The organism is Corynebacterium vitaeruminis DSM 20294 (genome assembly GCF_000550805.1).
Classification (GTDB): domain Bacteria; phylum Actinomycetota; class Actinomycetes; order Mycobacteriales; family Mycobacteriaceae; genus Corynebacterium; species Corynebacterium vitaeruminis.
Window position 1 is genome coordinate 2,039,678 of record NZ_CP004353.1, and the last position, 19,324, is coordinate 2,059,001.

Genomic DNA, 19,324 nt, shown 5'->3' on the forward strand with positions numbered 1-19,324 from the left:
GAATTCCGGTCGAGATTTCCTATCTCCGTCAAACTACAACACCCATGTTCACTCGCACGAGGAGTCACTGTGGCACTTAAGACCGCTGAAGACGTACTGAAGTACATCAAGGACGAAGAAGTCCAGTTCGTTGACATTCGCTTCACGGACGTTCCAGGTATCGAGCAGCACTTCACCATCCCGGCCAGCGTCCTAGACGAGGACGCGATCAAGGAAGGCCTCGCGTTCGACGGCTCCTCCGTCCGCGGCTTCACCACCATCGACGAGTCCGACATGAACCTCATCCCGGACCTGGCCACTGCGAAGCTCGACCCGTTCCGCGCCGCCAAGACCCTGAACATCAAGTTCTTCGTCTCCGACCCGTTCACCCACGAGCCGTTCTCCCGCGACCCGCGCACCGTGGCGCTCAAGGCCGAGGAGTACCTGGCCTCCACCGGCATCGCCGACACCTGTAACTTCGGCGCCGAGGCCGAGTTCTTCGTCTTCGACAAGGTCCGCTACTCCGCCGAGATGAACTCTGCCTTCTACGAGGTCGACTCCGACGAGGGTTGGTGGAACCGCGGCAAGGAGTACAACCTCGACGGCACCTACAACCTGGGCTCCAAGACCCGCGTCAAGGGCGGCTACTTCCCGGTTACCCCGTACGACGGCACCCAGGACGTCCGCGACGACATGACCAAGTACCTGCTCGACGCCGGCTTCGACATCGAGCGCTACCACCACGAGGTCGGCGGCGGCCAGCAGGAGATCAACTACAAGTTCAACACCCTGCTGCACGCGGCTGACGACCTGCAGACCTTCAAGTACATCATCAAGAACGTCGCCCGCATGCACGGCAAGGCCGCGACCTTCATGCCGAAGCCGCTCGCAGGCGACAACGGCTCCGGCATGCACGCCCACCAGTCCCTGTGGAAGGACGGCAAGCCGCTGTTCCACGACGAGTCCGGCTACGCTGGCCTGTCCGACATCGCCCGTTACTACATCGGCGGCATCCTCCACCACGCAGGCGCCGTGCTGGCCTTCACCAACGCGACCCTGAACTCCTACCACCGCCTGGTGCCGGGCTTCGAGGCCCCGATCAACTTGGTGTACTCGCAGCGTAACCGTTCCGCCGCGATCCGCATCCCGATCACCGGCTCCAACCCGAAGGCAAAGCGCATCGAGTTCCGCGCTCCGGACCCGTCGGGCAACCCGTACTTCGGCTTCGCCGCGATGATGCTTGCTGGCCTCGACGGCATCAAGAACCGCATCGAGCCGCACGCACCGGTGGACAAGGACCTCTACGAGCTCCCGCCGGAGGAGGCAGCCGCGATCCCGCAGGCTCCGACCTCGCTCGAGGCTTCCCTGAAGGCCCTAGAGGAGGACCACGAGTTCCTCTCCGACGGTGGCGTGTTCACCGAGGACCTGCTGGATACCTACATCAAGCTCAAGTACGACAACGAGATCGCTCCGGTTCGCCTGCGCCCGACCCCGCAGGAGTTCGAGATGTACTTCGACTGCTAAGTCGTTGATCTCACTTTGGCCCACCGTTTTCGGTGGGCCATTTTCTTTACCCGAGTAACGTGGGCGTTATGCCAAGCGTTCTCGATCGCGCCCGCGGCGCCCTGTACGGCCAGCTCATCGGCGACAACCTAGGCCAGCTGGTCGAGGGGTTGCCCGAGCACGAGATCGACCGCGCAGGCCTTTGCGACATGCGCGACGGCGGCGTGCACGGGCTCATCGCAGGCCAGCCCACCGACGACTCCGAGATGGCGCTCGCGCTTGCCCGCAGCCTGGTCGCCCGCGGCGGCTTCGACCGCGCAGACGTGCTTTCCGCCTACCGTTCCTGGGCGCGCAGCGAGCCATTTTCGCTCGGGGCCACCTGCCGCAAGGCGTTGCTTTCCGACGTCTATAGCCCCGAAAGCCAGGCCAATGGGGCGCTCATGAGGGTCTCCCCCATCGGCATCGCCTACGCCTTCGACCCAAGTCTCGCCGGCTCGTTCGCCGAGGACGACGCGCGCCTGACGCACATCCACCCGCGCTGCGTGCTGCTGAACGGGGTCTACGCCCGGGCGCTGGCCACCCAAATCCGCGACGGAATCGGCCGGGACGGGCTCGTGCGCCTCCTTGCTGGCGAGCCCGACCCAGTGCTCCCCTCCGACTTCTCCACCCACATGGGCTGGGTGGAGATCGCCTTCGCCGTCTCCGCCTGGGAGGTTGGCAACGCGGAGAGCTTCGAGTCTGGGCTCATCGACGTCATCGCCCGCGGCGGCGATACCGACACCAACGCGGCGATCGCGGGGGCGATGCTCGGCGCATTGTTCGGGGAGGCCGCCATCCCCGCCCGCTGGCGCGCGGCGATCGACGCCTGCCGCCCGAGCCCCGGGACGCTGCGGCCTCGACCCGAGCGTTACTGGCCGTGCGACGCCCGGTCGCTGGCGGCTGAGCTGCTCAATTGCGCGCAATGATTCCCACACGATCCCACACGTCACCTTTCCGGCCGTGTCCGCTTGAATCGATGTTGCGGTAATGAAACCCACTAATCGCCGAAATTGGAGTGGAATTTGTCACACAGTACCTGTTGAGCACTAGATTTTAGGCTGCCCTAACTTTACATATGAATATTAAAACTGTTGATTAATAGATAGATTCATAGCACTAGTGAAAGCGTGAGGGGATTTATGAAAAGACAGGGATTGTACAACCCCAGTTTCGAACACGACGCCTGCGGCGTCGCTTTCGTCGCTGATATGTACGGCCGCGCCACGCGCGGCATGGTAGACAAGGCCCTCCAAGCGCTGGTCAACCTGGACCACCGCGGCGCCGCGGGTGCGGAGAAGAACACCGGCGACGGCGCCGGCATCCTCATCCAGATCCCGGACAAGTTCTACCGCGAGGTTGTCGACTTCGACCTGCCCGAGGCTGGCTCCTACGCCACCGGCATCGCGTTCCTGCCGCGCGCCCGCATGTCCATGCTCGACGCCAAGCGCGAGATCCAAGCCATCGCCGCAGAAGAGGGCGCTACCGTCCTCGGCTGGCGCAAGGTCCCGTGCCACGCCTCCATGCTCGGCGAGATGGCCAAGGAGGCCATGCCGCACTTCGAGCAGATTTTCCTGTCCGTCGAGCGCGACGGCAAGGCACTGACGGGTATCGACCTTGACCGCGTCATGTTCTTCATCCGCAAGCGCTGCGAGCGCGAGCTGGGCACCAAGAACGGCGAAGACACCGTCTACTTCCCGTCTCTGTCCGCCCGGACGATCGTCTACAAGGGCATGCTCACCACCCCTCAGCTGCCCCAGTTCTACGACGACCTCAACGATCCGCGCATGGAAACCGCCATCGCGCTGGTGCACTCCCGGTTCTCCACCAACACCTTCCCGTCCTGGCCGCTGGCACACCCCTACCGCCTCGTGGCCCACAACGGCGAGATCAACACCGTCCGCGGTAACGAGAACTGGATGCACGCCCGCGAGGCGCTCATCCAGTCCGAGAAGCTGGGCCCGCTCGACCGCGTCCTGCCGATCTGCACGCCGACCGGCTCCGACACCGCCCGCTTCGACGAGGCGCTCGAGCTGCTCCACCTCGGCGGCCGCAGCCTGCCGCATGCCGTCATGATGACGATCCCGCAGGCCTGGGAGCACGCCGACAACGTCGACCCCGAGCTGCGCGACTTCTACGAGTACCACTCCTGCCTCATGGAGCCCTGGGACGGCCCGGCGGCCGTCGCCTTCACCGACGGCAGCGTAGTCGGCGCCACCCTCGACCGCAACGGCCTGCGCCCGGGGCGCATCTGGATCACCGACGACGGCCTCGTCGTCATGGCTTCCGAAGCCGGCGTGCTCGACATCGACCCCGCCCACGTGGTCAAGCGCACCCGCGTCCAGCCGGGCCGGATGTTCCTGGTGGACACCAAGGCCGGCCGGATCATCGAGGACGAGGAGATCAAGAAGGAGCTGGCCACCGCCGAGCCGTACGGCGAGTGGATCAAGGACAACTTCGTCCACATCTCGGACCTGCCGCAGACCAAGTACGACTACATGCCGCACAATCGCGCCGTGCTTCGCCAGCGCGTGTTCGGCATCACCGAGGAAGACGTCGACCTCATCATTCAGCCGATGGCGCTCAACGCTGCCGAGGCGATCGGCTCCATGGGCTCCGACACCCCGATCGCGGCGCTGTCCTCGCGCTCGCGCATGCTGTTCGACTTCTTCGCCCAGCGCTTCGCCCAGGTGACCAACCCGCCGCTGGACTCCATCCGCGAGAAGCCGGTGACCTCCATGTTCACCCTGCTGGGTGCGCAGTCCGACGTCCTCAACCCCGACGCCGAGGCGGCCCGTCGCATCCACCTGGACGGCCCGGTCATCGACAACCACGAGCTGGCCACCCTCATCCACGCCAACGACGACAAGGACTGGGAGGCCTTTGGCGCCACCGTCATCTACGGCCTGTACCCGGTTGCCCACCACGGCAAGGGCATGCGCGAGGCCATCGCGCGCGTTCGCCGCGAGGTCTCCGACGCCATCCGCGCGGGCAAGACGCTCATCGTCTTGTCCGACCGCGAGTCCGACGAGCGCTACGCGCCGATCCCGTCGCTGCTTTTGACCTCCGCCATCCACCAGCACCTGGTGGAGGAGCGGACCCGCACCCGCGCCTCGCTCGTCATCGAGTCCGGCGACGCCCGCGAGGTCCACCACCTCGCCATGCTCGTCGCCTTCGGCGCCGACGCGATCAACCCATACATGGCGTTCGAGACGATCGACGAGCTGCGCATGAAGGGCCAGCTGGGCGACCTCACCCTCGACGAGGCCTGCTCCAACTACATCAAGGCCGCCACCTCGGGCATTCTTAAGGTCATGGCCAAGATGGGCATCGCCACCGTCGCCTCCTACCGCGGCGCGCAGCTTGCCGACGTCACCGGCCTGCACCAGGACCTGCTCGACGAGTACTTCGGCGAGATCCCGTCCCCGATCTCCGGCATCGGACTCGAGGACATCGCGGCCGACGTCGAGGCCCGCCACCGCGAGGCCTTCCTGCCCCGCCCGGAGGAGAACGCCCACCGCGAGCTCGATCTCGGCGGCGAGTACAAGTGGCGCCGCGAGGGCGAATACCACCTGTTCAACCCGGAGACCATCTTCAAGCTCCAGCACGCCACCCGCACCGGCCAGTACGCGATCTTCAAGGACTACACCCGCAAGGTCGACGACCAGTCCAAGCGCCTGGCCACCATTCGCGGCCTGTTCGAGTTCGAATCCGACCGCGCCCCGATCTCCATCGACGAGGTCGAGTCCGTGGCGGACATCGTCCAGCGCTTTAGCACCGGCGCCATGTCCTACGGTTCCATCTCCGCCGAGGCCCACGAGACCCTCGCGATTGCTATGAACCGTCTGCACGGCATGTCCAACTCCGGCGAGGGCGGCGAGGACGAGAAGCGTTTCGACGTCGACGCCAACGGTGACTGGCGCAGGTCTGCCATCAAGCAGGTGGCCTCGGGACGTTTCGGCGTGACCAGCAACTACCTCACCAACTGCACCGACATCCAGATCAAGATGGCCCAGGGTGCCAAGCCCGGCGAGGGCGGACAGCTCCCGCCGAACAAGGTCTACCCGTGGATCGCCGAGGTGCGCATCACCACCCCGGGCGTGGGGCTCATCTCCCCGCCGCCGCACCACGACATCTACTCGATCGAGGACCTGGCCCAGCTCATCCACGATCTAAAGAACGCGAACCCGGATGCCCGCATCCACGTCAAGCTCGTCGCCGAGCAGGGCGTGGGCACGGTCGCTGCCGGTGTGTCCAAGGCCCACGCCGACGTCGTGCTCATCTCCGGCCACGACGGCGGCACCGGCGCCTCGCCGCTGACCTCGCTCAAGCACGCCGGTGGCCCGTGGGAGCTCGGCCTGGCCGAGACCCAGCAGACGCTCATCCTCAACGGCCTGCGCGACCGCATCCGCGTCCAGTGCGACGGCCAGCTCAAGACCGGCCGCGACGTGGTCATCGCCGCCCTCTTGGGCGCCGAGGAGTTCGGCTTCGCCACCGCGCCGCTGGTGGTCGAGGGCTGCATCATGATGCGCGTGTGCCACCTGGACACCTGCCCGGTGGGTGTCGCTACCCAGAACCCGGAGCTGCGCAAGAAGTTCACCGGACGCGCCGAGCACGTCGTCAACTTCTTCACGTTCATCGCCCAGGAGGTGCGCGAGTACCTGGCCGAGCTCGGCTTCCGCTCCATCGACGAGGCCGTCGGCCAGTCCCAGGTGCTGAAGATGACCGACGCCGCCGCCACCGAGCGCGCGGGCAAGCTCGACCTCTCCCCGATCTTCGAGCGCGTCGAGTCGAAGTTCTTCCGTAACCAGAATCTGCGCTGCACGAAGAAGCAGGAGCACGGCCTGGAGGGCGCGCTCGACAACCAGATCATCCGCGACACCCAGCTGACCATCGACGCCGCCGCGGCGAAGAACTCCGCGAACGCGCCGAGTTGGATGGCGCAGGGCGAGAACCCGTCCGTCAAGCTCAGCTACCCGATCACCAACGTCAACCGCTCCGTGGGCACCATGACCGGCTCCCGGGTCACCCGCGCCGCGGGCGGCCAGGGCCTGCCGAGCGACACCCTGCACCTGACGTTTACCGGTTCGGCAGGCAACTCGTTTGGTGCCTTCGTCCCGGCGGGTATGACCCTCGATCTTGTGGGCGACGCCAACGACTTCGTCGGCAAGGGCCTGTCCGGCGGCCGCATCGTGGTCCGCCCGTCCGAAAAGACCCCGGCGCAGCTCAAGACCAACCCGGACATCATCGCCGGCAACGTCGTCGCGTTCGGCGCGACCAGCGGCGAGATGTTCATCCGCGGCTCCGTGGGAGAGCGCTTCTGCGTGCGTAACTCCGGCGCCACCGTGGTCGTCGAGGGCATCGGCAACCACGGCTGCGAGTACATGACCGGCGGCACCGTCGTCATCCTCGGCGAGATCGGCGACAACTTCGGCGCCGGCATGTCCGGCGGCGTGGCCTACATCGCGCCGCAGGAGGGCTTGGAAAGCAAGCTCAACCACGACGTGTCCAATGGCATTGAGGAACTCACACCGGAGGACGTCGATAAGCTGAAAAAGCTCATTGGCGACTACGAGGAGCGCACTGGTGCCACCGTCACCATCGACCCGACCACAATGGTCAAGATCCTTCCGGCCCCGTACCGCAAGGTGCTCGACGTCATCGAGGTCGCTACCCGCGAGGGCCGCGACGTCAACGAAGCAATCATGGAGGCAGTGAACTAATGGCAGATCCACACGGTTTTCAGAAGTTCAACCGCGCAGAGCCTGCGCACCGCCCGGTGCCGCTGCGCCTGCTGGACTGGCACGAGGTCTACGAGAAGGCCCCGGAGGGACAGATCCAGCAGCAGGCGACCCGCTGCATGGACTGCGGCGTCCCCTTCTGCCACGAGGGATGCCCGCTGGGCAACATCATCCCCGAGTGGAACGACCTGGTTCGCCAGGATCGCTGGCGCGAGGCGTTCGACCGCCTGCACGCGACCAACAACTTCCCCGAGTTCACCGGCCGGTTGTGCCCGGCCCCGTGCGAGGGCGCGTGCGTGCTCGGCATCTCCGATGACGCGGTGACGATCAAGAACGTCGAGCTGGCGATCGCCGAGCGCGGCTTCGCCGAGGGGTGGGTCACCCCGATCAAGCCGAGCTTCGACACCGGAATGAAAGTCGCCGTGGTCGGCTCCGGCCCGGCGGGCATGGCCGCTGCCCAGCAGCTGACGCGCGCTGGCCACAAGGTGACGGTCTTCGAGCGCGACGACCGCGTGGGAGGGCTCATGCGCTACGGCGTGCCGGAGTACAAGATGGAGAACAAGTGGATTGACCGCCGCCTGGAGCAGATGAAGGCCGAGGGTACGGAGTTCCGCGTGGGCGTATCGCCGACGGCTGCGGACCTGAACAACTTCGACGCGGTCGTTCTCGCCACCGGTACCCCGGTCCCGCGCGAGCTGCCCGTGGAGGGCCGCGAGCTCGAGGGCATCTACCCGGCGATGGAGTACCTCAACCTCCAAAACCGCGTGTGCGAGGGTGACACCGACGAGGCAGCCATCAACGCGAAGGGCAAGAACGTCATCATCATCGGCGGCGGCGACACGGGCACCGACTGCTTCGGCACGGCCCTTCGCCAGGGCGCGGCAAAGGTGACGCAGTTCGATATTCGTGCGCGAGCGCCGAAGAACCGCGCCGCGTCGACCCCGTGGCCGATGTACCCGCTCATCTACCGCACCGCAACCGCCCACGAAGAGGGCGAGTACGTGGTCACCGGTGACGAGTCGGCCGCGGAGATCGAGGCGCTGGGCCTGGCCAAGCGCGCCAAGGGCGAGGAGCTGGGCAGCCGCACCTACTCCGTCAACACCGTTTCCTTCCACGGCGAGAACGGGCACGTTTCGACCCTGCGTGGCAACGAGGTCAAGGTCGTCGACGGCCGCCGCGTTCCGATCGAAGACACCGACTTCGAGATGGACGCCGACCTGGTGCTCCTGGCGCTCGGTTTCGCCGGCGCCGAGCGCGGTGGTGTGATCCGCGAGCTGGGCGTCGCGTTTGACGAGCGCGGCCGCATGGTCCGTGATGAGAACTACCGCGCGGAGACCAAGCCGCTGTTCCCGAACTTCCGCCCGAAGGTCTACGTCGCGGGCGATAACGGCCGCGGCCAGTCGCTCATCGTGTGGGCCATCGCCGAAGGCCGCGCCTGCGCGGCGGCGGTGGACGCCGACCTCATGGGCGAGACCTCCCTGCCGGTGGCGGTCTCGCCGGCGACGAAGCCGCTCAGCGTCTAGCAGGCGTTTTTGGGCGTGCGTGTGGGGCGCGTTGGCGTGTGCCAGCGCGCCTTTTCGGCGTTGTTGGGGGTGTTAGTGATACACGCGGCGGACTGTGCCGTCGACGCGTTCTAACCGGCCGCGGGTGCCAGGTGCTGCCGGGTCATCGTCGTTGACCGCGTTGTGGTACGCGCAGCAGGTTGTCAGGTTCGAGCTGGTGGTGTGCCCACCGTACTGCCACGGCAGGAGGTGATGAACCTGGCACTCATCAGCAGGCTTGTTGCACCCTTCCCACGCACAGGTCGGGTTTTCCACCGCCGCCAACACCCGCTGCTTGGTGTTGGCAAACCGCTTCGACCGCACCAAGTCCACTGGTCCTTCGACCGGGTGGATCAGCGCGAACCCCCAGTTGTCATCCAGCCTGGCGCCGACGATCTCACAACTAGTACGTGTCACCCCGTCGGAGCAGGAAAACACGGTCTCGTCCCCGGTACCGTCTAACACCGTGTCGGCCTTGTCTAGGGGGATGGTGACAATCGGACGCAGGATCGTCTCCACCGATCTTCCACCGGTGACTGCTTGATGCAATGCATCGACGGGGTCGTCGGCGTTTTTGACCGGGTCGTACAAGCTGGCGATGATGGCGGCGGGTCCGGTGATCCGCATGGACCAGAGTTGGTCACTGTACCGGCTCACCGACACCCCTAGTTTCCTGGTGCGGGGTGTGGCAAGTTCTACGAGCAGGGTAAGGCCGCGTTTTTTGATCTGCTTCGGATTACCCTTTGTGTGGCATAGAAGGCGGCGCAGCTGCCATTTCTTGCGGCTGCTTTTGACCCTTTTGGCTAGTTTCTCGATGACGATAAGCGTGTCGAGGCTGTGGTGGTTGTCCTCGATGGCCTTCGCGCAGATGACTGCCGCTGGGTCGGTGGTGGACCCGTAGACCGCGGTGAGGGCATACAAGGTGGCGGCGGTGTCGTGGGGGAGGAGGTGAAAAAGTTCTGCGCGGCTTTTCCCGGTGGCTGCGCGGATGGAGAGTGTCTGATGGTTTGTGTGTGGGTGCCCGACCCGCATAAGGAGATAGACCAGAATGATGACTGTGGCACGACGAGACCCAGCCGATAAGGCCAAGATTGACGCAATCGAGCAGAAGCTGCTTGCTAACCCAGAAATCGCGAAGTTGATTGATGAGCTCGGTACCTCTACCACTGATGCGAACGACCTAGTTCGAGGCATGTTACAGGCCTCGATTACAAGGGGTTTGAACGCTGAAATGGATGCCCACCTGGGGTATCAGGCTGGTGATCGAGACGGTAAAGCCGCTGTCGGTACGGATAATCACCGAAACGGCAGCTACCCGAAGACCATTGACTCGAACTACGGGCCGGTCACCGTGGACGTCCCAAGAGACAGAGCTGGCACGTTTGTCCCCACGATGGTGCCGAAAGGCTCGAGGCGTTTAACCGATATCGATGATCTGATCATCAGCTTGTACGCAGGTGGCATGACAATCCGTGATATCCAGCATCATCTCGCCACCACGATGGGTGTGGATATCTCCCACGAGACAATCTCGGCGATTACCGACGCCGTACTTGATGAAGTCATGGTGTGGCAAAACCGCCAGCTGGATGAGTTCTACCCAGTCATCTTCCTTGACGCGTTGCGAATCAAGGTCCGTGATGGGGGCCGTGTGATCAACAAGTCTGCGTACATGGCCATCGGAGTGGATCTCGAAGGAATCAAGCACATCCTGGGCTTGTGGATCGCCAAAGAGGAAGGAGCATCGTTGTGGGCCCAGGTGTGTTCCAACCTCGCTAACCGCGGTGTCAAAGATGTCTTCATCGTCTGCTGCGACGGGCTCAAAGGCCTACCAGAAGCCGTGGAATCCACCTGGCCTGGGTCCATGGTCCAAACCTGTATCGTGCACCTGATCAGGGCGGCAAATAGGTGGGTTTCCTACGGGGATCGTAGGGCCGTATCTGCAGCGTTGAAAAAGGTCTACACCGCACCGGATGAGCCAACCGCTGCCGCAGCCTTGGATGAGTTCGAGGCGTCTGAACTAGGTGAGAAGTACCCGAGGTCGGTGAAGGTGTGGCGGGATGCGTGGGAGAGGTTTACCCCGTTTCTGCAGTTCCCACCGGCTGCGAGGAAGGTGATCTATACGACGAACTCGATTGAATCTTTCAATAATGAGCTGCGGAAGGCCACCCGGAACAGGGTGCAGTTCACTAATGATGAGTCAGCGATGAAGACGCTGTGGCTGATGATCTGCCATATCGAAGACAAACGAGCAGTCAAGCGGGCTAGGGAAGGCAAACGCGTCTCCGCCTCTGCTGGCCGGCTCGTGGAAGGTGGACGGGTTGCCGGATGGAAACACGCCATCAACCAGATGGCTGTGGCCTACCCCGACCGATTCGACAAGTACATGTAAAAATCAGCCCCACACACAAACAACTTGACACCCTCCGCGGATGAGCCCCATGGGGGCTTTCAAAAGCGCGGCGAGGGTGTCAAGCGGATTCATGCCCCGAAACCTAACAACCCACCGAACACCCGGCAACCCCCAAGACCCAAACACCCCGATTCCTGTGGATAAACCCACCCCATGAAACGTTATCCACAGAAATCGGCGCCTTTCTAGCGCCCGCCGTGCACACCGTCCACCGATGTGCTAGAGCACCATCGCCGCGATCCAGCCCGATACCAGAAGCGGCAGGTTGTAGTGGAGGAAGGTCGGGATCACCGAGTCGCGGATGTGGTCGTGTTGGCCGTCGGCGTTGAGGCCCGAGGTGGGGCCCAGCGTGGAGTCGGAGGCGGGCGAGCCCGCGTCGCCGAGCGCGCCCGCGGCGCCGATGATGGCCACCGTGGCCGCCGGGCTAAAGCCCAGGGCTAGGCAAAGGGGCACGTAGATGGTGGTGATGATCGGGAGCGTCGAGAAGCTCGAGCCGATGCCCATGGTCACCACGAGGCCCACGATGAGCATCGCGGCGGCACCGGCGGCCTTGTTGGATCCGAACATCTGGGCGCTAGCGTCGACAAGCGTTTCAACCTCGCCGGTTGCGGTCATGACGGACGCGAAACCCTGCGCTGTGATCATGATGAAGCCGATCAGCGCCATCATCCGCATACCGGAGCTGAACACGTCGTCGGCCTCGTGCCAGTTGACGGCGCCGGTGAGGATGAACACGGCAAGTCCTGCGAGCGCGCCGATGAGCAGCGGGTCGGCGTCGGTCTCCTTCGCCTGCATGAACACCTGGACGACGAAGGTCACCACGATCGCGACCACGGCCACCCAGATCTTGTACTTGGAGATGACCTCGTTGTTGTGGTCGGAGATGACGATGTCGTCGTAGTCGCGACGCTTGCGGTAGGAGAAGAACACCGCGATGAGCAGGCCCGCGACCATGCCGAGCGCCGGGATGGCCATAACCTTCATGATGTTGATGCCCGCGGTATCCAGGCCCGCCTTGTTGATGTTCCCCAGCAGGATCTCGTTCAGGAAGATCGAACCGAAGCCGACCGGCACCCACATGTACGTGGTGACCAGACCGAAGGTGAGCACGCAGGCCACGAGCCGGCGGTCGAGGCGCAGCTTGTTCATGATCGTCAGAAGCGGCGGGATGATGAGCGGAATGAACGCGATGTGCACGGGGATCAGGTTCTGCGACATGATCGCCATGGCGAGCAGGCCGGCGATCATGAGCCACTTCGTCGCGTACTCGGCGCGGCGGTTGGCGGATTCGGACTCCTGCCCGATGCGTTTCATGATCGATCGCGCGAGCAGCGTCGGCAGGCCGGAACTAGCGACGGCCATGGCGAAGGCGCCCAAGAGCGCATAGCTGAGCGCGATCTTGGCGCCGCCGGATAGCCCCTCCTGGAAGGCCACCATGGTGGCATCGAGGCCGATGCCCGACAGCAGTCCGCCCACGAGCGCACCGATGAACAACGAGAGCACCACGTGCACCCTCAGGACGGAGAGCACGAGCATGACGAGCACGGCTATCAACACAGCATTCATGCTGCATAATTTACGGGAATGTGAATCGACAAAGTCCCATCGCCCCCGGCCAAATCCGCCGCTGTTGACGCCGCGACCAGCGCTTTTGCCGATCCTCGCGGCGATGCGACCCAAACCCGCCGTGAACGGAGATGAACTTCACACATCAAACTCACAGGAAACTCCCTTGCCGCTCCCAGCAAGTCCCGGTAGTTTTGCGGACATGAACGCAGACTTGACCCCTACCGCCACTTCCGCGGCCAGACCCGCGAGGCGCTCGAGGCCTACGCAAAGATCTTAGACGCCGAGGTGCAGACCATGACCTTCGGCCAGATGCCGGGCATGCCCGCCGAGATGGCGGACAACGTCATGCACGCCGAGCTTCGCAAGGACGGCAAGAAGCTGCTCTTCGCCTCTGACGTCTCCGACGAGTACCCCATCGACGGCAACGGCGGCACTCCCCTATCGCTGACCGGCGACATGTCCACCGAGGAGGAGATCCGCGGGTACTGGGACGCCCTCGCCGAGGGAGCGACCATCACCCAGCAGCTCGAGGCTGCTCCGTGGGGCGCCGTGTTTGGCGCGCTCATCGACCGCTTCGGCACCCACTGGATGTTCAACATCGGCGGATAGCCCCCGCTACGTCACAATCACGGCAGCTCCGAGCTTGGGGCTGCCGTTTCTTTTTCGCCCGTCACAGTTGACGCCCCGCTCAATTGTCGCCTAGCTCACCCGAACCAAACACACCCCAATTATTCACATTCCGGCCTTTCCGTTTCGCAGGCCCCCGACTTAGATGCATGATAGATACATGTTGCATGCATTGCCCGCCGCCGAACGCGCCTACGAACACGTCAAGGCACGCATCATCTCCGGGCAGCTGCCCGGCGGGGAGATGATCTCCGAGGGCGAGATCGCCGCCGCGCTCGAGATGAGCCGCACCCCCGTCCGCGAGGCCTTCCTGCGCCTCGAGGTCGAGGGCTTTCTCACGCTCTACCCCAAGCGCGGCGCCGTGGTCACCCCCATCAGCGCCGACGAGGTGCGCGAGGTCTACGAGGCACGCCTTGTCATCGACCGCCACGCCGCCGCCTTCCTCTGCGAGCAGCCTAAGGCCACGCGCAGGAACGTGACCAACCAGCTTCAGCACATCGTCGACAAGCAAAATGCAGCATTAGACGCAGGCGACCTCGCAGGCTATGCGGGCCTCGACGCCGAGTTCCATCAAACGATCATGGACCACGGCGGCAACTCGATCCTCGCGCAGCTCGGCCACAGCCTCCGCGAGCGCCAGCAGCGCTTCACCGCGACCGCGCTGCGCCGCAACATCGCCACCGCGCGCGAGTTCGTCTCAAGCCACGCCCGGCTCATCGACGCGCTCGCCAGGGGCGACAGATCCGCCTACGACCGCGAAATCACCACCCACCTCAACCTTTCAAGGAACCAGCTGTGAGCATCCAGACCGCTCAAAAACCATCAGCTCCCACCACCTACACCACCCGCTCCTGGCTCGCCGTGGCCGCGACCATGGTCGCCGTCGCGTGGGGCGGCAACGAGTTCACCCCGTTGCTGGTCATGTACCGCGAGACCAGCCACTTCTCGCAGGTGACCGTCAACGGCCTGCTCGGCGCCTACGTGCTCGGCATCATCCCCGCGCTGCTCATCGGCGGGCCGCTGTCCGACCGCATCGGCCGCAAGCCCACCCTTATTCCCGCGGCACCCCTCTCGCTCATCGGTTCCTTCCTGCTGTCCATCGCCCCGAACGAGCCGCTGGTTATCGCCTGGGGGCGCGTGTTCTGCGGCATGGCGCTGGGCTTGGTCATGGCCGTCGGCTCGACGTGGGTCGCGGAGCTGACCGCGCGCGCCGGCGGCGATCCCGCCAAGGGCGCCCGCCGCGCCGCCCTGTGCCTCACGGCCGGATTCTTGATCGGCGCAGGGCTTGCCTCCGTGCTCGCGCAGTGGGGCCCGTGGCCCACGCACACCGCCTACCTGCTGCACATGACGCTCACGCTGCTGACCGCCTGGTGGCTGAGCAAGACCCCGGAGACCCGCCAGCCCGAACGCGGCACCGTCGGGCGCACCATCTCGCTGCTCACCCTCGGCGAGCTCGCCGGGCTCCTGCGCGTCCCGGCCGCCGCCCACAGGCGCTTCCTCCGCGTGGTCGTGCCCGTCGCGCCGTGGGTGTTCGGCTGCGCCGGCGCCGCCTACGCGCTGCTCCCCCAGCTGCTGTCCTCTTCCGCTGGCAGCGCGCCGATCGCGTTCTCCGGGCTCATGACGGTGGTCACGCTCGGCTGCGGCGCGCTCATCCAGATCGTGGGCAAGGTGATCGACACCAACCGCTCGGCGCGCGCGTCGGCGATCGCCATGGGCATCATCGCGGTCGGCGTAGCACTCGCCGCGGTCGCCTCGCACACGCTCCAGCTGGGCCTGGGCATCCTCGCGGCGGCGACCATGGGCGCGGGCTACGGGCTCGCACTCGTCGCGGGTCTATCGGAGGTCCAGCGCATCGCGGGCGACGAGGACCTGGCGGGGCTCACGGCCGTCTACTACTCGGTGTCATACCTGGGATTTTTCATCCCGATGGCCTTCTCCGCGCTGTCGAAGGTGGTCAATTTCACGCACCTGTTCGAGATCGGCACGGTGCTCGCGCTGGTCTGCCTGGCCAACGTGATCACGGCGTGGCGCGCCCACCTGCCCGGCGCGCGTCCCGCCTAGCTTGTTGCTTATCGACGCCTATCCCGCTTCTGGTAGCCCATACGAGGGCAGAAGCCTTCGGGCCGGCGCAGCTGGGCGACGGCGTCGCCGACCAGCAGCCGAAAGCGCGGCTTCATGGGCGGCATCTGCATGACGGAGAACCACCGGGCCTCGGTGTTTTCCCCATCGCCTGCGCCGGGGGTGGCATTCCCCACGACCGAGCAGCGGATCGCGGTGTCCATGTAGCTGCTCACGTCGCCATTCGGGTAGGTGACGGGGCCGACCTGGCCCACGCCGAGCAAGGCCTCGACCTGGACGTCGAGCCCGGTCTCCTCCTTCGCCTCGCGGACGGCGGCGACGTGCGCCTCCTCGCCGGGGTCGACGATGCCGGTGACCGGGGTCCACTCCCCATTGTCGGCGCGGCGGACCAGGAGCACCTTGGGCACCTCGGTGATCGGGGCACCCGCGGGCACGTCCTGGATGATGATCGCCGTCACCCCAGGCAGCCACAGCTGCTCGTGGCCGATCTTCTCGCGCAGGCTCAGGATGAAGTCTGGGGTCGCCACTAGTCCTGCTGCTCCTTGTCTTCCGCCGCCTCGGCTGCGGCCTTAGCCGCATCCGCCTTGATCTTCTCGGCGAACGCCTTGGGGTCGAACTCGGTGAAGTACTCCGGTCCGGCGAACTGCTCCTGGGCCATGACTTACGCTCCTTTGGAAGTGGTGTTTACGCCCTCCCACTCTAGCGCCCGGCGAGTCGGTGGCGGCTAGACGCGGTCGGTGATGAACTTCTTCACGACCTCGGCGTCGTTCGGCAGGTCGGCGACGTGGCGCTCGGCCTCCATGATGGCGGCGAAGCGGGCCGGGGTCTCGGGCTCTAAGCCGGTGGCCTCCTTGATGGTGTCGGCGAACTTGACCGGCAGCGCGGTCTCGAGCACCACGATCGGGGTGTCGATCTCGCCCACCCACTGGCGCGCGACCTTCACGCCGTCGGCGGTGTGCGGGTCGATGAGCACGCCCAGGCGCGCGTTGCAGTCGCGGATGGTCTCGATGCGGTCGGCGTGGGTGGACTTGCCCGAGAGGAACCCGTACTTCGTGGCTGCGTCACCGAAGGCCGGGTCGTCGGAAAGCGAAAAACCGCCCTGCTTGACCTGCGTGCCGAACAAGTCGGCGATGCGGGAGGCGTCGCGGCCGAGGAGATCGAAGACGAAGCGCTCGAAGTTGGACGCGCGCGAGATGTCCATCGACGGCGAGGAGGTCTCGAAGGTGTCCGCGGAACTGCGCACGCGGTAGTCGCCGGTGCGGAAGAACTCATCGAGGACGTCGTTTTCGTTGGTGGCCACGATGAGGCGGTCGATGGGCAGGCCCATCTGCTTGGCGATGTGGCCCGCGCACACGTCGCCGAAGTTGCCGGTGGGCACGGAGAAGCTGACCTGCTCGTCGTTGGAGGAGGTCACGCGCAGGTAGGAGGAGATGTAGTAGACGATCTGGGCCATAAGGCGTGCCCAGTTGATCGAGTTGACCGCGCCAATGTGGTTGTTCTTCTTGAACTCGGCGTCGGCGGAGACGGCCTTGACCACGTCCTGGCAGTCGTCGAAGACGCCGTCGAGGGCGATGTTGAAGATGTTCGGGTCGTCGAGGCCGAACATCTGCGCCTGCTGGAAGGGGGTCATGCGGCCCGCCGGGGTGAGCATGAAGACCTTGATACCCGTGCGCCCGCGCATGGCGTACTCGGCGGACGAGCCGGTATCGCCCGAGGTCGCGCCCAGGATGTTGAGGGTTTCGCCGCGGCGGCCCAGCTCGTACTCGAACAGCTCGCCGAGCAGCTGCATCGCCATGTCCTTGAAGGCGGCCGTGGGGCCGAGCGAGACGTGGCCCAGGTAGATGCCGTCCTCCAGCTTGGTCACCGGCACGATCTGCTCGTCGGAGAACTTCGGCGTGGTGTAGGCGCGCGCGGTGATCCCCTCGATGTCCTCGGCGGGGATATCGTCGACGAAGAGCTTAAGCACTTCCGCCGCCAACGCGTGGTACCCCTGCTTCTCGAGCACCTCGCGGAAGCGCGTGAGCGTCGCGTCATCGATGTGGGGGTAGGACTCCGGCAGGTAGAGGCCGCCGTCGGGCGCAAGGCCTCCGAGCAGGATGTCCGTGAAGCGGGCGGGGGTCTTGTTCTGGTCACGCGTTGAAATGAAGTGCACGAGAACTACCCTAGCGCGTCGGTGGGCACGATTCGACATTCTCGCCCCTAAATCGGCACGCCCGAGCCGGGAGCGTGTGGGCTTCGGGGGCGACCGCGGGCGATAGGATAGGTCCATCCCCGCCGCGACCCCGGCGGCGGTGAGGGAAGGGAACATCTCATGTCGAGCCAGAAGCTGTCGGCGCGCGCCGTCGTCGTGTGGGCCGCCGCCTGCACCGTCTACGTCATCGCGATCACCGGGCGTACGTCCTTCGGCGTCGCGGGCGTGGACGCCATCGCGCGTTTTCACATCGACGCCTCGCGCCTTGCCGTGTTCACCTCCGTCCAGGTGGGCGTGTACGCGCTGTCCCAGATCCCGGTCGGCATGCTCATCGACCGCTTCGGGCCGCGCCTGTTGCTTCTGGTCGGCGCGCTGACGATGGCGATCGGCCAGCTGGTCTTAGGCCTGGCGCTGTCCTACCCGCTGGCGATCGGCGCGCGCGTGCTCATCGGCGCCGGCGACGCGACGGCGTTTTTGTCCGTCATGCGCCTTCTGCCCGTCTGGTTCCCCGTGCGCAAGGCGCCTCTGTTCTCCCAGCTCACCGGCGGGCTTGGCCAGATCGGCCAGTTCCTCTCGGCGGTCCCCTTCCTCCACGCCCTGCACGTGTTCGGCTGGGAGATGGCGTTCATCGGGCTGGGCGCCATCGGCGCGCTGTGGGCGATCTTGGCCAGCCTCGTCGTCGCGGACGCGCCCTACCCGGTCGAGCGCCGCGCGGTGGCTCGCCCGTCGGTGCGCTCGATGCTGGCCACGGTCACGCGCGATCCGGTGGTCTGGCAGGGCGTGTTCATCCACTGGACGAACATGATGCCGATCACCGTGTTCCTCCTCCTGTGGGGCGTGCCGATGATGACGCTCGGCATGGGGCTCGACCGCGCGGCCATCGGCGTGGTGCTCACCGCGGTCACCGTCGCCTCGGTCGCGGCGGGTCCGCTGCACGGCATCATCTCGGCCCGCCTGGGTCGGCGTCGCGACGGCTTCGCCGGACTGTGCGCCCTTGCCATTTGCTTGTCGACGGCCGCTTTCTTCGCAAGCGGCTCGCCTTACGGCGTCGGGCCGCTGCTTATCATGCTGGTCATAGTCTCCCTGCTCACCCCGGCGGCGAACTACGGCTTCGACACCATCCGCGAGACCGTGGATCTAAAGGTGCTGGCCACCGCCACGGGCCTTGCGAACATGGGCGGGTTCACCGCGATCATGATCGCGGCCCAGCTGCTCGGCGCGGTGCTCGACGTGCGTGCGCCCGGGGCCGGCTACGACTGGTCGGACTTCCGCGTGGCCTGGCTCGCGGTGGGGCTGACGTGGGCGCTCGGCATGGTGGGCTACCTCTGGTGCCGGGCGAAGGTCCGCGCGCGGCCTAGCGTCGCTTGGCGCTGAGCGCGTCGATAAGCGAGCTGATGGCAAGATCGCCCAGCTTGGACGGGTCGACGCCGGAAGGCTCCTCGCCCTTGTGGGTGGGCGCGGCGGAATCGGCGATGTGGAAGTGCAGCGTGGATCCCTCGAGCGTGCCCCGCGCGCTGCGCGAGGCGCCCGCGGACTCGACGGCGTCGACGAAGGCCAGCAGCTGCCCGAAGGTGCAGTTGTCCAGATCGAGCGAGACGTGAACGGCCATGGTGGGCTCCTTGTTGGTGGGGGTTATTGCCACTTA

General features: G+C 65.5%; 14 protein-coding genes and 1 pseudogene. 9 read left to right on the forward strand and 6 right to left on the reverse strand.

Annotated features, from left to right (window positions below):
* Positions 1 to 69 precede the first annotated feature (69 nt).
* The 4 genes from glnA (at position 70) to B843_RS09315 (ending at position 8,782) form a co-directional block, all read left to right on the forward strand.
* On the forward strand, positions 70 to 1,503 hold the full coding sequence (glnA, locus tag B843_RS09300) for a type I glutamate--ammonia ligase (RefSeq protein WP_025253242.1): 1,434 nt from the start codon (positions 70 to 72) through the stop codon (positions 1,501 to 1,503).
* A 68-nt stretch (positions 1,504 to 1,571) separates the two neighbouring features.
* Positions 1,572 to 2,447 (forward strand): ADP-ribosylglycohydrolase family protein, encoded by an 876-nt coding sequence (locus tag B843_RS09305; protein ID WP_038595435.1) that lies wholly within the window; start codon positions 1,572 to 1,574, stop codon positions 2,445 to 2,447.
* Positions 2,448 to 2,660: 213 nt separating this feature from the next.
* Positions 2,661 to 7,241, forward strand: a complete 4,581-nt coding sequence (gene gltB, locus B843_RS09310; RefSeq protein ID WP_025253244.1) for a glutamate synthase large subunit — start codon at positions 2,661 to 2,663, stop codon at positions 7,239 to 7,241.
* Positions 7,241 to 8,782 (forward strand): glutamate synthase subunit beta, encoded by a 1,542-nt coding sequence (locus tag B843_RS09315; RefSeq protein ID WP_025253245.1) that lies wholly within the window; start codon positions 7,241 to 7,243, stop codon positions 8,780 to 8,782. The genes gltB and B843_RS09315 overlap by 1 nt, the downstream gene beginning before the upstream one ends.
* A gap of 72 nt (positions 8,783 to 8,854) precedes the next feature.
* Here B843_RS09315 and B843_RS09320 read toward each other — a convergent pair whose 3' ends face one another.
* Entirely contained in the window at positions 8,855 to 9,721 is an 867-nt protein-coding gene (locus B843_RS09320; protein WP_025253246.1) for an HNH endonuclease, read from the reverse strand.
* A gap of 130 nt (positions 9,722 to 9,851) precedes the next feature.
* On the opposite strand from B843_RS09320, the gene B843_RS09325 reads away from it, so the two are divergent.
* On the forward strand, positions 9,852 to 11,192 hold the full coding sequence (locus B843_RS09325) for an IS256 family transposase (protein WP_210766213.1): 1,341 nt from the start codon (positions 9,852 to 9,854) through the stop codon (positions 11,190 to 11,192).
* Positions 11,193 to 11,432: 240 nt separating this feature from the next.
* On the opposite strand, the gene B843_RS09330 is transcribed toward B843_RS09325, so the two are convergent.
* Complete coding sequence (locus B843_RS09330) at positions 11,433 to 12,779, reverse strand: Na+/H+ antiporter family protein (RefSeq protein ID WP_025253247.1); 1,347 nt, start codon at positions 12,777 to 12,779, stop codon at positions 11,433 to 11,435.
* A gap of 240 nt (positions 12,780 to 13,019) precedes the next feature.
* On the opposite strand from B843_RS09330, the pseudogene B843_RS09335 reads away from it, so the two are divergent.
* The 3 genes and pseudogenes from B843_RS09335 to B843_RS09345 all read left to right on the forward strand — a co-directional run.
* Positions 13,020 to 13,391, forward strand: a pseudogene (locus B843_RS09335) (VOC family protein); the annotation flags it as partial.
* Positions 13,392 to 13,569: 178 nt separating this feature from the next.
* Positions 13,570 to 14,208 carry a GntR family transcriptional regulator gene (locus tag B843_RS09340; RefSeq protein ID WP_244877319.1) on the forward strand — a complete coding sequence of 213 codons (639 nt, stop codon included), beginning with the start codon at positions 13,570 to 13,572 and terminating at the stop codon, positions 14,206 to 14,208.
* Between the two features lie 74 nt (positions 14,209 to 14,282).
* Positions 14,283 to 15,470, forward strand: coding sequence for an MFS transporter (locus B843_RS09345; protein WP_051483577.1), 1,188 nt, complete (start codon positions 14,283 to 14,285; stop codon positions 15,468 to 15,470).
* An 8-nt stretch (positions 15,471 to 15,478) separates the two neighbouring features.
* Here B843_RS09345 and B843_RS09350 read toward each other — a convergent pair whose 3' ends face one another.
* From B843_RS09350 to thrC, 3 genes are all read right to left on the reverse strand, one after another.
* On the reverse strand, positions 15,479 to 16,015 hold the full coding sequence (locus B843_RS09350) for an NUDIX hydrolase (RefSeq protein WP_025253251.1): 537 nt from the start codon (positions 16,013 to 16,015) through the stop codon (positions 15,479 to 15,481).
* The gene (locus B843_RS14205; protein WP_269319750.1) at positions 16,015 to 16,146 is read right to left on the reverse strand and encodes a hypothetical protein; all 132 of its coding nucleotides are present in this window, start codon (positions 16,144 to 16,146) and stop codon (positions 16,015 to 16,017) included. The genes B843_RS09350 and B843_RS14205 overlap by 1 nt, the downstream gene beginning before the upstream one ends.
* 66 nt (positions 16,147 to 16,212) lie before the next feature.
* Complete coding sequence (gene thrC, locus B843_RS09355) at positions 16,213 to 17,640, reverse strand: threonine synthase (protein ID WP_025253252.1); 1,428 nt, start codon at positions 17,638 to 17,640, stop codon at positions 16,213 to 16,215.
* A gap of 159 nt (positions 17,641 to 17,799) precedes the next feature.
* Here thrC and B843_RS09360 point away from each other — a divergent pair, with 159 nt between their 5' ends.
* The gene (locus B843_RS09360) at positions 17,800 to 19,053 is read left to right on the forward strand and encodes an MFS transporter (protein WP_025253253.1); all 1,254 of its coding nucleotides are present in this window, start codon (positions 17,800 to 17,802) and stop codon (positions 19,051 to 19,053) included.
* On the opposite strand, the gene B843_RS09365 is transcribed toward B843_RS09360, so the two are convergent.
* Positions 19,034 to 19,321: a hypothetical protein gene (locus B843_RS09365; RefSeq protein ID WP_155895136.1), complete on the reverse strand. Its 288-nt coding sequence runs from the start codon at positions 19,319 to 19,321 to the stop codon at positions 19,034 to 19,036. The genes B843_RS09360 and B843_RS09365 overlap by 20 nt on opposite strands.
* Between the last annotated feature and the right edge of the window lie 3 nt (positions 19,322 to 19,324).

Bases quoted from the DNA above. Each gene is read 5' to 3' on its own strand.
- B843_RS09305 (WP_038595435.1), top strand. From the start codon at position 1,572: ATGCCAAGCGTTCTCGATCGCGCCCGCGGCGCCCTGTACGGCCAGCTC.
- gltB (WP_025253244.1), top strand. From the start codon at position 2,661: ATGAAAAGACAGGGATTGTACAACCCCAGTTTCGAACACGACGCCTGC.
- B843_RS09315 (WP_025253245.1), top strand. From the start codon at position 7,241: ATGGCAGATCCACACGGTTTTCAGAAGTTCAACCGCGCAGAGCCTGCG.
- B843_RS09325 (WP_210766213.1), top strand. From the start codon at position 9,852: ATGACTGTGGCACGACGAGACCCAGCCGATAAGGCCAAGATTGACGCA.
- B843_RS09330 (WP_025253247.1), bottom strand. From the start codon at position 12,779: ATGAATGCTGTGTTGATAGCCGTGCTCGTCATGCTCGTGCTCTCCGTC.
- B843_RS09340 (WP_244877319.1), top strand. From the start codon at position 13,570: ATGTTGCATGCATTGCCCGCCGCCGAACGCGCCTACGAACACGTCAAG.
- B843_RS09345 (WP_051483577.1), top strand. From the start codon at position 14,283: ATGGTCGCCGTCGCGTGGGGCGGCAACGAGTTCACCCCGTTGCTGGTC.
- B843_RS14205 (WP_269319750.1), bottom strand. From the start codon at position 16,146: ATGGCCCAGGAGCAGTTCGCCGGACCGGAGTACTTCACCGAGTTCGAC.
- B843_RS09360 (WP_025253253.1), top strand. From the start codon at position 17,800: ATGTCGAGCCAGAAGCTGTCGGCGCGCGCCGTCGTCGTGTGGGCCGCC.